Source organism: Streptomyces sp. NPDC079141 (assembly GCF_040686775.1).
Taxonomy (GTDB): Bacteria; Actinomycetota; Actinomycetes; order Streptomycetales; family Streptomycetaceae; genus Streptomyces.
Genome location: NZ_JBFBLP010000009.1, coordinates 261,842 through 274,937, shown reverse-complemented (window position 1 = coordinate 274,937; position 13,096 = coordinate 261,842). Strand labels below are relative to the sequence as shown.

Sequence of the window (13,096 nt, the reverse complement as noted above, 5' to 3'; positions counted from 1 at the left end):
AGGAGGCTGTGAGCTGGGCATCGCCCGGTGTGGTGGGGTATTGGGGGCCGAGCGAGTGTGGGTGAAGACGTTCACGGGCCTGCGGCTTCATGCGTGAGCGATGAGTTTGGGTGGCGGATCGGGTCTACCTGGCATGAGTCGAATCATGGCTGACACTTCTGGCGACCCCGACGGCCGCCGTGTTCTGCGCGAGGGGACCGCCCGCTCGGGCGCCGTCGTCCGCGGCCGCCGCCTCTTCGACGTGGTCGTCGGGCCGGGAGGCTGGGACGACGCGTCCGGCTACGGCGTCGTCGAGGTCGGCGAGGCCGCGGTCGTCGTCGTGACGAGTAGGCCGCCGGAATCAGTGCGGACAATCAAACTCGACTGGACGTTCGTCACGACCCGTCCGCCCGGCGCCGTCACCGCCGCGCGTGAGCGAGCCGAGGCGGCGGCGTCGGGCAGCGGCGGGCACCTCGACGTCAACCTCGTGGGCGGCGGAGCCGCGGTCGGCTCGGCGCCGGAGGCCGGGGCTGGTCGACGCGCTGACGCTGGGCGCCGGGGCACCACTGTTCACCGGCGACGCGCCGCGCATGCCGGTGCGGCAGAACGTGATCCCGGAATCGACCGCGGCGTACCTGACCTGCGACGTTCTGGGGTGATCCGATGACCACGGTCGAGGTCAATGGGGTCGTCTTGGGCATCGAGTCGTTCGGTGACGACGACGCGCCACTTGTCCTGCTCGCGGGCGGGACGACGATGCTCTCCTGGCCCGACGCGCTGTGCGAGCGCCTCGCTGCCGGTGGGCGCCATGTGGTGCGCTACGACCTGCGCGACAGCGGAGAGTCGACGACGGCGGATCCGGAGGCGCCCGCCTACACACTGCGCGACCTCGCCGCCGACGCGGCGGCCCTTGCTGACGCGCTCGGCGGCGGGTCTGCGCACCTCGCGGGGATCGGCGTCGGCGGGATGGTCGCCCAGGTGGCCGTGCTCGACCATCCGGGCGCGTTCTCGGCGCTCACCCTGGTCGGCACCCGCCCGGTTGCCCCTGGCCCGCCCGACGATGACCTCCCCGGCCATGACCAGGCGATGATGCGCCGGCTGTTCGCACGTCCGAAGCCCGATTGGACCGACCGCGAGGCGGTGGCGGAGTTCGCCGCCGGCGGCGCCGAGATCCGCGGCGACGACCCCGTCGCCGCGCGCGCAATCGCTGGGCGCATCTGGGACCGCACGCCCGGCACCGCAGCCGCGGTACAGCTGGCCAACCAGATCGGCCTGGTGTTTTCCAGGCTCGACTGCAAACCCCGCTGGCGCGAGCGCCTGCCCGAGATCAAGGTGCCCACGCTCGTCGTCCACGGCCGCCGCGACCGGTTCTTCCCCGTCGGTAACGGCGAGGCAATCACGCGCGAGATCCCCGGGGCACGGTTGCTCGTCCTCAAGGAGGCCGCCACCGCGATCCCCGGTGCGGCCGTCGGCGAGGTCGCCGAGGCGATGCTCCGGCTCGGATAGAGGCTGGCGGGTGCCGCGCGGGTCTGGCCTCCGGGCAAGCAGGGGACGTCTGAGACCGGATCCGGCTGCGCACCTGCGATCGGCACGGTTCCCATCGGGTCCAGAAGGCTTTGCTCGATCTGTGTCCCGCAATCCATGGCTTCTGCCGTCAGCACTCCACGTCGAGAACCCGACCCACCAAGGATGCGAAGCGCTCCGCCATGCCGACCGGCCGATGGACCGAGTGATGAGTTTTCGTGCCCACACCCGTCACACCTACGACGGGACACGGCGAGGCGGAAGGATGACGTGATGAGTGCGGACACGCGGCTGGAGGAGCTGGGCGTGAGCGGGCTGGGCGAGGTCGACGAGTCGGCGTTCTCGGGGCTGGCGGAGCAGCATCGGCGGGAGCTGCATGTGCACTGCTACCGGATGCTCGGGTCGTTCGAGGACGCCGAGGACACGGTGCAGGAGACGTTTCTGCGTGCCTGGCGGCGGCGGGAGACCTTCGAGGGGCGGTCGACGTTCCGGGCCTGGCTGTACCGGATCGCCACCAACGCCTGCCTGGACCTGCTCGCCAAGTGCCGCCCGGAGCCTGCGTCCGGCGGCGAGGTGCCGTGGCTGCAGCCCTACCCGGACCGGTTGCTCGACGAGCTGCCCGCGGGCGACGCGGACGAGCCGGAGACCGTCGCCGTCGCGCGGGAGACGATCGAGCTGGCGTACCTGGTCGCGGTCCAGCACCTCGCGCCGCGTCCGCGGGCCGTGCTGATCCTGCGGGATGTGCTCGGCTGGCCGGCGAAGGACGTCGCGGAGATCCTCGGGGACTCCGTCAACTCCGTGAACAGCGCGCTGCAGCGGGCCCGCGCCGGCATGCGGGAGCACCTGCCCGCCGAGCGGCAGGACTGGACCGGCGGCGATCAGGACGCCGGGACACGCGAGCTGGTGCGCCGCTTCACCGACGCCAGCGTGGCCACGGACATCGGCAGGCTCGCCGCAATGCTGCGGCACGACGTGCGCTGCTCGATGCCGCCCACGCCGGGCCTGCACGTCGGCCGGGACACCGTGGTGAAGGACTGGGTCGAGAGCGGCTTCGAGGGCATGAAGGGCCTGCGCGCCGTCCCCACCTCCGTGAACCGGCAGCCTGCCATCGCCTTCTACCTCTGGCGGCAGCCGGAAGGCGCGTACCTGCCGCTGACCATCGACGTCCTGCGCATCACCGGCGGGGCAATCACCGAGATCGTCATCTTCCACGACGACCGGTTCCCTCGGCTCGGGCTGCCGGAGCGGCTGCCGGCGGACGGCACGGAGTAGACCCGGTACGGAGTAGTCCCGGTACGGACGCTCGCGCTGCGCGGTGGCGCGTGTGTCGCGTTGGTCGCGGCGGAGCGGTGCGACGCGTTGGGCGTCGTCACCCGCGGGCTGGTGCAGCCGGAGTTGTGCGACGGCGAGGCCGGGCCGGTCCTCGGACGCGACGCCGGTTCTGGCTCCGCGCCGTCGGCGTCCGCGCCCTGCGCAGCCCCGGCCGTCACACGGCGGGGGTGCGCATCGTCGTTCCCCGGGCCCTGACCGTCGTATGTCAGTCGACTCACCCCGTACGCCAGTTACCGAAGGTTGGAGGAGCGATATGAACGGCATGCATGACACCGGGGTCGTCGCGGGCCCGGCATCGGACCGGAGCGGCCGCGCTCACCGACTCCGCGGGCTCGCCGGCACCGGCTGTGTTGCCGCGCTCGCGGCGATGGTGGTCACGACCCTCGCCGCGGCGCTTGCGCAGGCCGTCGGCGTCGACTTCCAGGTCCCTGATGGTGGGGAGGCGATCCCGTTGTCGGGGTTCGCCGTGGTGACCGGCTTCTTCTCGGTCGTGGGCATCGTGATTGCCGTTGCTCTTCTGCGGTGGAGCGCTCGCCCCGCCCAGCGATTCGTCTGGACGGCAGTGTCGCTGACGGCGATCTCGTTGGTCCCTCCCCTGCTCTCCGGGGCAAACACCGCCACCATCACCGCCCTCCTCGGGCTGCACCTCCTCCCTGCGACGGTGATGATCCCCACCCTGGCGCGGAGCCTGCCCACCCGGACCGATTGACGGGACCTCCGGCTCGGTGCGAGGGCGCGGGCGGATCTGACTGGCGCCGGCCGCGGGGCGGCCGCCCAGGTCTCCCCCACCACACCGAGGACGTAACCGCGGGCAGCGGTTCGCTGTCCGGCCCTTCCCAGTCACTCGGGCCGGGGCCCTCCGACGAATCCGCATGGGGCGCGTTCGTACGTGTGCTCGCCATCTGACGTGTCACGTGTCGGCGGCACGGCTCGCGCCGCCGTCTTACGTCCCGTCAGTTTCGTTCTCCGTCACGCACCCGGAGCCGTAGTCAAGGCGCCGTGCCGTCTCCACGAGGGGTGTGAGCGGGTCCCGGCGCAGGGGCCGCCATCGCGCGGCGGCCCGTGCCGTACGACGGGCGGTGTGCCAGGCCTTCTTGAACCGGGACCGCAAGGCGGCAGGGGTCATGGTCGAGCAACGTTCGAGAGCTGGGCCGCATCCGCTTCCAAGAGAAACATTTCGGCAGCGTTCGCCATGGTTCGCCACCCCTTCCGCAGAATAGAAATATCTACCAACATGAACCTCCCATGTCCGGCAGGCCTGGCAGCCAGGGGGAAGTGCGCCCTGTTCACAGGGCTGACGGATACCGGAGGCGCGCCATGAGAGACCCCGCCCGGCAGGCCAGGGAGTGGCTGGCCGCCGCTGCCCGTGACCCGCGGGAGTGCAAGCGGCAGTGGCGCTCCGACCTCGGAGTCGCGGTTCTGGCCTGCGGGCGCTTCTGGGACGTACTGAGCGTGTCCGAGGACCTGGGCGTGCTCGCCCTGGACGCCCTGCTCGGCATTCCGCAGGCGCCCGGCCCCGCACTCGCCGACGCCGGCTGCCGCCGCGTGGGCTTCTTCCTGCCCCCGGACCCGGACGGGCGCTGGGTCGGGCAGGGCGTGAAGTACCTGGGCCGCGGTACCCGGATCGCGACGCCCGCGCCGGACCGGACCGCGGGACAGCTGCGCTGGCTGGTACCTCCGGACGGCCTCGGCACGCTGTTCGTACCCGCCGCCGTGGAGCTCGCCCTGCAGCACGTGCTCACATCGTCGCTCGCCTCCAAGGTCAACGCACAGCGGCGGTGCCCCACCTGCGGAACACCGTTCGCCAGGTCCCTGCGCAACGGCGGTGGCCGGGGCTGAAGCCGTACCCACGCACACGGTCGGCGGTCCAGCGGCGCGCGGTGGCCTGCCCGGCGAGCGTCAGTGAACCGCCACCGGCTCAACGGTGCGCTCCCACCAGCGGTCGGGCGGTTCTGTGGGGGCGGCCGGCGACTCATGGGTGGTCCGGATGACTGGGGCAGGGGTGTCCCACTGTTCCTCGCGTGCGCCAGGAATCGTCCGCCCACCTGCCTTCCACTCCCTGATCAAGGCGGCGTAGATGGGCGGATGTTCCGGTGATGGGCCCTCGGGGGCGTCCGAGCGTTCCCGACGACGCTCGCCCGCCAGGACGACGCGGCCCCTGGTAACTGTGCGATCCATGCCGAAGCCAACGCGCCCACGGGGCCGGGTGGTACGCCTCCTGCCGCGCAACGCCCGCATCGGTGGAAGGGGCGTCCCTCGTTCGGGGCCATGCGCTTGTCGTACTGAGCGCAGTTGCATCCAGATGGCGCCCCGCCAACCCCCGGCCTACAGCTTTACGTCGAGACGCACGAGCGCGCCAGTCTCCACCAGTTGGTCCGGCAGTGCCAGGTCGGAGACTCCCATGACCGTGCTGGTGGGCCGGTGCTCCCCTACTGAGTTCGGCGCTTCAGGGTGACGACGGTGGGCCGAGGGAGACGCCCGTGGCGCGGCGTTCACTCCGCCATGACCTGGCCGAGGGCCGGGCCGAGGTGCGCCTTGCGACGGGCACTGGACCAGCCTGGTCGCGTGCGGTGGGCATCGTCGTCGCCGCCGGGCTGCTCACTCCCTGCTGGAGGGCTCGGCAGGGCGCAGGTGCACCACCGTGAGGTTGACACCCGGGACTTGAGACAGCGGCCCTCACCTCCGCGGGGTTCGGTTGCGCAGCCGGTCGATCTCAGCGAGCACGCGGTCAACATGCGGACGCACCTGCGCCTGCAATGCATCGCTCCAGCTCTCCTCGGAGTAGGGGCAGTTGAGATAGAGCTGCCTGGCGTGCTCAAGGGCGGCGCGGTGCTCGGGCGGGAGCTGGGCGAGGGCCCAGTCGGCGGCGGCGTCCTTCGACTTGATCTGGCCAGTGGCGAGCGTGGTCCAGATGCGGGCGAAGGTCAGCAGGACGTTGCGGGTGTCGCTGTCCAGGTCGTCGAGCAGTCCGGGGATTCCCGCCACGCTCGCCCGGACCAGGTCGGCCTGCGGGACCGGATCGAGGACCTGCGCCGGGCGCGGGCCGGTGAGGGGGTGGTCGCCGGTCAGCGCCATGGTGATCAGCAGCGCCAGATCGGGCATCGGCTCCGGCCGGGGAACCTCCCCGGCCTCGTACTCGCCACGCAGCCACTCGCCGTAGAGGAAGTCACCGGTCGGCGGGTACCGCCACGGCCGCACCTCGGACTGGACGACCACGGTGACCTCGACCGGGCGGACCTTGTTTCGGTCGCCGGAGATCCGGAGCAGCCCACCGAGGAGTGTCCGTCGATCCTGCTCGTCCATTCGCCGCCGGGAGACGACCAGCACGTCCACATCGCTGGCCGGCCTGAGGCCGCCGAGCACGGAGGAGCCGTGGAGGTAGGTGCCGATGACATCGTGGCCCAGCACACCGCCGACCAGCCCCACGATCTCCTGAACCTGATTCACTGCATCAGCGTCTCCTGCCATCCGGCGGACTGCACAGCATTATCTGATTCGGCTGGTCAGGGCGATGTAGGGATGTCCAGGGCGAGGCCGGTTCCGGCGATGAAGCCGTCGAGGGTGTCTGGTCGGTACTGGAGGCGTTTGAGTCGATTACGGACAAGCGTTTCCAGGCGGTCGAGGGCTACGACGGCCAGCTTCTTCAGACAGCGCGGACAGACGGCACCGCGATCCACTCGCGCCGCGCGAGGCCAGGGCCTGTACAGCGTCCTTCCGCCACAGTTGCTGCCACTGATGGGCCGTCTTCCGGCTGACCCGAAGCCGCCGAGCAATCTCCGGCGGCTTGGCCTTCTGCTCGAACAACTCAGCCGCCTGCAGCCGCACCGCTTCCCGGCGCTGCTGTCCCGCAGCGGTCAGCCCGCCCCCATCCGCATACCTCACACACCACGGGATACAACCAACGCCCCAGAGGTATGCGGGACTTCAACAGAGGTCACCCTGACGAGCCGAAGTCAGTAAGTATGCGGCGTGGAGACGCGCCGTCATGTCGAAGTGTCGATCCGATCAACGGCTCACAGCGTCCGTCGCACGCCCGCCTGACGTTCGAGGTTGTGCAGCTGTACTGCCAGGTCTCCTTCCACGGCGTCGTGCGCCGGGCCCCGACGCCCCACGGGCAGAACCTCCTCGCCCCTCATGTCCTCCAGCATGAGAGCGAACGCGGCGTACATGGCCACGCCAGCGAGGAGCAGTCCGAAGGCGCCGGAAACGTAGCCAATCCAGGCGACACCGGTGAAGTTGAAGAGCGAGGCCACGGCGAAGCGCGGTACAGCCACACAGAGCACGGCCCACATCGCACGCTTGCGGGTCGCGACGGTGGCCATCATCAGGGCGAAAACGGCGAACACGAGATTGAGCATGCCGAGCACTTCCGCGCCCGACGGCGGATCGAGGGCCAGTACCAGGGAACTGGCCAGCCAGGTTCCGGAGAAACACGCCATGAGTGTCGCCGCGAGCACGTCCCTCGCCCCGAACGCCAGGATGCTGACGACCAGTTGCAGGACAAAGGCCGGGAAGATCGTCAGGGCGACGGCCCGATGAGCCTCGTCTCCCAGGAAACCCAGTTGCAGGCTTCCGACGATGACGGAGGCGATCGACACCGCGAAGAAGCCGACCGGCATCGGGGAGGCGATGGGGTGGAGGTTGATGCGGGTCATCGGCCGCAGGTCCGGTTCGAAATGTCTGCCTGTCGGCTCGGCCCGCTCCCCCGGCGATTCGGGACTGCTCCTCATGGTGAATTCTCCTCTTGAGTCGTGCTTGCCAGGGAGCTGGGACTGATCATCGCGCCGGCCGGCGTGCGACGCTCGCGGCGCCGCCCATGTCTGCCCCGCCGAGGGCACGCCGTTCCGGCGCGCAGTCGGGCTCGCTCCGCATGAAGTGGAAATTGCTGATCGTCAGCGCCGCGTCAGGCCGCCCGCGGACCGACGCCGGGTCACGGCATGCGCGGTGATGCTCGCGCCGAGCCACACCGCGAGCATCGGCGGTTCAGGCGCGAACGAGGGGGGTGTCGACCAAATGCTCGGCCAGGAACCATGCCTGGAGTTCGCCGGTGCGGATCACCTGTGAGACCAGCAGGTCGTTGGTGCCGTCGTCGCCCAACTCCCCGATGCGGGCCGCCGCGTCATGGGCCTCGATGAGGATGGCCTCGTGGGCCTCCAGCAGTCGGGACAGCATGGCCGGCACCTCCTCCACACCGTCCGGGGGCCGGGGAATCGAGGTGATCTCGGCGACGTGCCGGGGGTCTCCGACCGCGACGCCGCCCAGGGTCTGGACGCGTTCGGCGAGGGTGTCCACGAGTGCGAGCTGTTCTCCGGCGTGCTTGTCCAGCACCAGGTGCAGTTGGTAGAAGGTCGCCCCGCGCATCAGCCAGTGGTGCTTCTTGTAGAGGCCGTAGAGGATCTGCGTGTCGGCCAGCACTTTGTTGAGCCGCTGGCAGGCGTACATCCGGGCTTCGTAGGACAAGCCGAGCGGGAACTGCTTGACGGTCCCGAACTCCTGGATGATCGCGCCCTTCTGGTGCAGCCGGGGCTGGCTGCTCACTTGTTGCGAGCTGATGGTCATGGTCCGCCTCCTGCGGTCTGCCTGTATGTGCACAGGTGACACTAGGTATCCGCGCGGCGGCCTCGTTGCCCGAAAGCGCATCCGATGCTGCTCGGCAGCGCACAGGTCGACGGGTCTGTGCCCCGTGTTCGTTCTCCGGCAAGTCCCCTTCCGCCGACAGGCACGACCCGGTGCCTCGCCGCCTCCAGCCTCTCGCGGGCGGCGTCGCGCCCGCGTTGGGCATGCGTGCCCAGCAACCCGGTAGCGAGCCTCGGGTGAGAGGTCGTACCCGGGGACGACCAGGGCGGCCTCGGTGCCCACGGCGAGTTCCCGAGCCGCCACCGTCCCGACGGTGCACGGCTGGCTACGCGTCTCCGCCGAGGCGGAGCAGCGCAGGGGCTGTCAGTGCACGGTGAGGCAAAGTCCTGTGCGCTCACGCGATATGAGCGGGCGCGTGTCATGTCTATCGTGATGGCGAAACAACCCGCGGCCCCTCAGACACAGGGCCTGCCCTCATTCCAGGGCACGACGAGCGTCGGTGGAATTCACTCAATTCGATTCGAGTAGTCGGACACCCGAGCGCGACTGGACGAGTACGGCTGAAGAGCCGAAGTCCGCCTGCCCCGGCCCATTACCTGGACCGAAATCGTTTTCCCAGAGGGAGTTTCAGGAGATGTCAGCAATGCCCGTCGGCGGGCTGGTTCCGCATGCCGTCGACCATCCCGCGGACCTCGTCGTCCGCAACGCGAAGATCCACACCGGTGACCCGGGCCGCCCGCACGCGGAGGCGCTGGCCATCCGCGACGGCGTCATCAAGGCCATCGGCGCCGACAAGGATGTGGCCGACCACGTCGGCCCGGGCACGAAGGTGGTCGACGCGCTCGGACGACGGGTCGTCCCCGGCCTCAACGACGCCCATCTGCACGTGATCCGCGGGGGCCTCAACTACGTACTGGAACTGCGCTGGGACGGTGTGCGCAGCCTGCGCCAGGGCCTGGCGATGCTGCGTGAGCAGGCCGCGCGGACGCCGAAGGGCCAGTGGGTGCGGGTGGTCGGGGGCTGGTCGGCCGAGCAGTTCGCCGAACGCCGGCTGCCGACGGTCGCGGAGCTGAACGCGGCCGCCCCGGACACCCCGGTGTTCGTCCTGCACCTGTACCAGTCGGCCGTGCTGAACCGGGCGGCGCTCAGGGCCGCCGGGTTCACCAGGGACACGCCCGACCCCAAGGGCGGCCAGATCGTCCGGGGCCGGGACGGGGAACCGACCGGCATGCTGCTGGCCGCTCCCAGCGCCCTCATCCTCTACTCGACCCTGGCCAAGGCGCCCACCCTGGAGAGCCAGGAGGACCGGAAGACCTCCACCCGGCATTTCCTGCGCGAGTTGAACCGATTCGGACTGACCTCGGCGATCGACGCGGCCGGCGGTTTCCAGAACTTCCCCGACAACTACGCCACCGTCGTAGAACTGGCCAAGGCCGGACAGCTGTCCTTGCGCATCGCCTATCACCTTTTCCCGCAGACTCCCGGCCAGGAGATCGACGATCTCGCCCGCTGGATCGAAATGACCAGTCCCGAGGACGGCGACGAATGGCTGCGGCTGAACGGCGCGGGTGAGAATCTCACCTGGTCGGCGGCCGATTTCGAGAACTTCGCCGAGCCGCGCCCGGAACTCGCCTCCGACTACGAGGCGGAGTTCGAGAAGGCGGTGCGCCTGCTCATGGAGAACGGCTGGGGGTTCCGGCTGCACGCCACGTACGACGAAACGATCCGCCGCGACCTCGCGGTGTTCGAGAAGCTCGCCGCTGATGGGCTCTTCCCGTGCGGGAACCGGTGGCTCTTCGATCACGCCGAGACCGTCTCCGCGGACAGCCTCGACCGTATCGCCGCCCTCGGCGGCGCGATGTCCGTGCAGAACCGTCTGTCCTTCCAGGGCGAGGCGTTTCTACGACGCTACGGCCCCGGCGCCGCCGCGGACGCCCCGCCGATCCGGGCCATGCTGGACCGCGGCCTGACGGTGGGCGCCGGCACCGACGCCACCCGCGTCTCCTCCTACAACCCCTGGGTCGCCCTGCACTGGCTCGTCAGCGGTCGCTCGGTCGGCGATCTCGCGTTGCGTCCGCCGGCGAACCGCGTCGACCGGCAGACGGCGCTGGCGATGTTCACCCGCGCCGGCGCGGCACTGACCGGCGAGGACGAGGTCAAGGGCGTGCTCCGGCCCGGCTGTTACGGAGACCTCGCGGTGCTGTCCGACGACTACTTCACCGTGCCCGAGCCGGACATCGCCCACATCGAGTCGCTGCTGACGGTGACGGGCGGCCGGATCGTCTACGCCGCCGCCGAGTACGAGGGACTCGACGAGGAACTTCCCCCCGTCAGCCCTGCCTGGAGCCCGGTGGCGCACTTCGGCGGCTACCAGGCGTCCCCCCGGGCGGCTGTTACCGGCGCGCGCCAGGCGGAGTCGCTCGGCGAGGCCATCGCCGAGTCGGAGCAGCACCGCCAGTGGCGCATCGCGCGCGGCCTGCTCCCGGAGGCCGCGAGCACGCCCTTCGACCCCTGCTTCGACCTCTGAACTCCCGGAAGACATCCGGCCCTCGGGCTCCCGGAAGACATCCGGTCCTCGAACTCCCGGAAGGGGCCCGGCGCTTGAGCCGCCCCTTCCGGGACACCACCCACAAGCCCCGTCCCCCCGGACGGTTTTTTCCACGGCACGGGCAGCAGTCCGCGCCACCCCTTACCCAGAAAGGCTCCACTCTCATGGTCAACATCGCCGAGGTCACTGCCGCCCCCAGCCCCGACCTGCTCACCCCGGACAACTGCGCGGTGCTGTTCATCGACCACCAGCCGCAGATGTTCTTCGGTACCGGCAGCGGCGACCGCACCGCCATCATGAACTCCACCGTGGGCCTGGCGAAGTCCGCGAAGGCGTTCGATGTGCCGGTCGTGCTGAGCACCGTGGCCGCCGAGTCCTTCTCCGGCCCGATCATGCCGCAGTTGGCCGACGTCTTCCCCGAGCAGAAGATCATCGACCGCAGCACGATGAACGCCTGGGAGGACGTGAACTTCGTCGAGGCGGTCAAGGCCACCGGCCGCAAGAAGCTCGTCGTCGCCGGTCTGTGGACCGAGGTCTGCGTCGTCCTGCCCGTGCTGTCCGCCATCGCCCAGGGCTACGAGGTGTACGTCGTCACCGACGCGTCCGGCGGTGTCAGCCCGCAGGCCCACGAGCACGCCGTCCAGCGCATGATCCAGGCCGGGGCCGTCCCGGTCACCTGGGTGCAGGTGCTCCTGGAGCTCCAGCGCGACTGGGCCCGCACCGAGACCTACGACGCCGTCAGCGCCGTGGTCAAGGAGCACGGCGGCACCTACGGCCTCGGGATGGTCTACGCGCACGCCGTCATCGGCGCCCACGCCGCCGGCTGACCCGCAGCACGAACACGTAAGGAACAGGCAGGAACACGATGGACGCTGGACTGTTGATCCTCCGGCTGGCGGTGGGGCTGCTCATCGCCGCGCACGGTGTGCAGAAGGTGAGCTTCCGGCTCGGAGGCAACGGATTCGCGGGCGGCACCGAGGAGTTCCGCCGTGACGGATTCCGCGGCGGCCGGCTGACCGCGCTCGTCGCGGGAGCAAGCCAGATCGGTTCCGGCCTGTTCCTGGCAGCCGGGCTGCTCACACCCCTGGCCGCGATGGCCGCGATGGGCGTGATGACGGTCGCGGGCACCGTGAAGTGGCCCAAGGGGCTGTGGGTTCAGAACGACGGCTACGAATATCCCCTCGTCCTCGTCGTCACCTCCGCCGCGCTGGCCCTCACCGGGCCGGGGCGGTGGTCCGTGGACCACGCGCTGGCCGTCACCCCCTGGCCGGTGTGGGTGTCCGTCGCAGCGATCGTGACGGGCCCGGCGAGCGGCTTGCTCACGCGCGTGGTGCTGCACCGGCCGGCCACCGCCGCACCGGAGAGGGCGCGGCATGCGCAGGCTGCTGAGTGACGCGTTCCGCACCCTGGCGCCGCGCGGCGAGGATCGGCACGGCCCGCTGCCTCCCCTGCTGCTGATCCTGACGGTGGTCACCGGCCTGGTCGACGCCGTGAGTTACCTGGAGCTCGGGCATGTCTTCGTCGCCAACATGACCGGCAACGTGGTCTTCCTGGGGTTCGCCCTGGCAGGCGACGAGAGCCTGTCCGCGCTCGCCTCCGTCGTGGCGATGGGCTCCTTCCTCGTCGGCGCACTCGCAGGGGGCAGGCTCGGCACACGGTTCGCCGCGGACCGGGGGCAGCTGCTGGGCTCGGCCACGGCGGTGCAGACGGTCCTGGTCGCGGTCACCGTGGTGGCAGCCGCCGTATCGGACGGCCGGGTCACCCCCGGCGTCCAGTACACGCTGATCGTGCTCCTGGGGCTCGCCATGGGCCTGCAGAACGCGGTCGCCCGGCGCCTGGGCGTCCCGGACCTCACCACCACGGTCCTGACCCTCACCCTGACGGGCCTGGCGGCGGACTCCACCCCGGCCGGCGGCGAGGCGCCGCGCCCCGGCCGCCGGGTCCTGTCCGTGCTCGCCATGTTCCTCGGCGCTCTCGTCGGAGCCCTGCTCGTCCTGCACGGCCACCTCGTGCTCGCACTGGGCCTGACGGCGGTGCTGCTCGCGGTCACCGCCGCGATCACCCATCGCCTCCGGACCCCCGATGCCGCCTGGCTCCGGCCGGGGCCCTGAGCCGCACTCCGTCAACGCGTTCCCA

The 13,096-nt window shown here is 70.5% G+C and carries 12 protein-coding genes and 2 pseudogenes; 9 read left to right on the top strand and 5 right to left on the bottom strand.

What is annotated here, in order from left to right; genetic code table 11:
• Positions 1 to 100: 100 nt before the first annotated feature.
• From AB0Q90_RS25275 to AB0Q90_RS25255, 5 genes and pseudogenes are all read left to right on the top strand, one after another.
• A pseudogene (locus tag AB0Q90_RS25275) lies at positions 101 to 638 on the top strand (dihydrofolate reductase).
• Between the two features lie 4 nt (positions 639 to 642).
• Entirely contained in the window at positions 643 to 1,485 is an 843-nt protein-coding gene (locus AB0Q90_RS25270; RefSeq protein ID WP_363161650.1) for an alpha/beta hydrolase, read from the top strand.
• Positions 1,486 to 1,776: 291 nt separating this feature from the next.
• Positions 1,777 to 2,775 carry an RNA polymerase subunit sigma-70 gene (locus AB0Q90_RS25265; protein WP_363161649.1) on the top strand — a complete coding sequence of 333 codons (999 nt, stop codon included), beginning with the start codon at positions 1,777 to 1,779 and terminating at the stop codon, positions 2,773 to 2,775.
• A gap of 313 nt (positions 2,776 to 3,088) precedes the next feature.
• Complete coding sequence (locus AB0Q90_RS25260) at positions 3,089 to 3,544, top strand: DUF6069 family protein (RefSeq protein WP_363161648.1); 456 nt, start codon at positions 3,089 to 3,091, stop codon at positions 3,542 to 3,544.
• Positions 3,545 to 4,152: 608 nt separating this feature from the next.
• On the top strand, positions 4,153 to 4,674 hold the full coding sequence (locus AB0Q90_RS25255; RefSeq protein ID WP_363161646.1) for a hypothetical protein: 522 nt from the start codon (positions 4,153 to 4,155) through the stop codon (positions 4,672 to 4,674).
• A gap of 837 nt (positions 4,675 to 5,511) precedes the next feature.
• Here AB0Q90_RS25255 and AB0Q90_RS25250 read toward each other — a convergent pair.
• From AB0Q90_RS25250 to AB0Q90_RS25230, 5 genes and pseudogenes are all read right to left on the bottom strand, one after another.
• Positions 5,512 to 6,282 carry an aminoglycoside adenylyltransferase family protein gene (locus AB0Q90_RS25250; RefSeq protein WP_363161645.1) on the bottom strand — a complete coding sequence of 257 codons (771 nt, stop codon included), beginning with the start codon at positions 6,280 to 6,282 and terminating at the stop codon, positions 5,512 to 5,514.
• Positions 6,283 to 6,338: 56 nt separating this feature from the next.
• Positions 6,339 to 6,473: pseudogene (locus AB0Q90_RS25245) on the bottom strand (IS630 family transposase); the annotation flags it as partial.
• The gene (locus tag AB0Q90_RS25240) at positions 6,430 to 6,660 is read right to left on the bottom strand and encodes a helix-turn-helix domain-containing protein (protein ID WP_363161644.1); all 231 of its coding nucleotides are present in this window, start codon (positions 6,658 to 6,660) and stop codon (positions 6,430 to 6,432) included. The pseudogene AB0Q90_RS25245 and the gene AB0Q90_RS25240, both read right to left, overlap by 44 nt.
• Positions 6,661 to 6,848: 188 nt before the next feature.
• Complete coding sequence (locus tag AB0Q90_RS25235) at positions 6,849 to 7,565, bottom strand: GPR1/FUN34/YaaH family transporter (protein ID WP_363161643.1); 717 nt, start codon at positions 7,563 to 7,565, stop codon at positions 6,849 to 6,851.
• A 253-nt stretch (positions 7,566 to 7,818) separates the two neighbouring features.
• Entirely contained in the window at positions 7,819 to 8,394 is a 576-nt protein-coding gene (locus tag AB0Q90_RS25230; protein ID WP_363161679.1) for a DNA starvation/stationary phase protection protein, read from the bottom strand.
• A gap of 652 nt (positions 8,395 to 9,046) precedes the next feature.
• Here AB0Q90_RS25230 and AB0Q90_RS25225 point away from each other — a divergent pair.
• The 4 genes from AB0Q90_RS25225 (at position 9,047) to AB0Q90_RS25210 (ending at position 13,071) form a co-directional block, all read left to right on the top strand.
• Positions 9,047 to 10,939: an amidohydrolase gene (locus AB0Q90_RS25225; RefSeq protein ID WP_363161642.1), complete on the top strand. Its 1,893-nt coding sequence runs from the start codon at positions 9,047 to 9,049 to the stop codon at positions 10,937 to 10,939.
• Between the two features lie 185 nt (positions 10,940 to 11,124).
• Positions 11,125 to 11,787, top strand: coding sequence for a hydrolase (locus AB0Q90_RS25220; protein WP_363161641.1), 663 nt, complete (start codon positions 11,125 to 11,127; stop codon positions 11,785 to 11,787).
• Between the two features lie 38 nt (positions 11,788 to 11,825).
• A complete protein-coding gene (locus tag AB0Q90_RS25215; RefSeq protein WP_363161640.1) occupies positions 11,826 to 12,353 on the top strand; it encodes a DoxX family protein in 528 nt (175 codons plus the stop codon).
• The gene (locus tag AB0Q90_RS25210; RefSeq protein WP_363161639.1) at positions 12,334 to 13,071 is read left to right on the top strand and encodes a YoaK family protein; all 738 of its coding nucleotides are present in this window, start codon (positions 12,334 to 12,336) and stop codon (positions 13,069 to 13,071) included. The genes AB0Q90_RS25215 and AB0Q90_RS25210 overlap by 20 nt, the downstream gene beginning before the upstream one ends.
• Positions 13,072 to 13,096 lie beyond the last annotated feature (25 nt).